Source organism: Curtobacterium sp. C2H10 (genome assembly GCF_025407985.1).
GTDB lineage: Bacteria > Actinomycetota > Actinomycetes > Actinomycetales > Microbacteriaceae > Curtobacterium.
This window is the reverse complement of the sequence record NZ_JABXGF010000285.1, coordinates 1-230: the sequence shown is the minus strand read 5'-3', so window position 1 is coordinate 230 and position 230 is coordinate 1. Positions and strand designations below refer to the sequence as shown.

The 230-nt window shown below is 60.0% G+C and carries 1 protein-coding gene; it reads right to left on the bottom strand.

What is annotated here, in order from left to right:
* Window positions 1–230, bottom strand: a 230-nt coding sequence (locus HWD93_RS18970; RefSeq protein WP_261647665.1) for a hypothetical protein, incomplete at both ends; no start/stop codon positions are given.

The window sequence follows — 230 nt, the reverse complement described above, 5'->3', positions numbered from 1 at the left end:
GACGATCACCGGGACGAACACCGGTCAGTGCCACGGCGATCAGCTCGCCATCGCCTTTCGGGTCGACAAAACTGTCGGGGCCGCGACGGCGATACTCGATGATCTGCGTGTTGACATGGGTATCTTCAACCATCATCGCATAGTCAGGCACGGTCATGTCCGACATGCCGCCTGAACGGTGGCGCGCGTCGAGATAATCGCGAAGCAGCGCATATTGCTCGGTGCTGGGT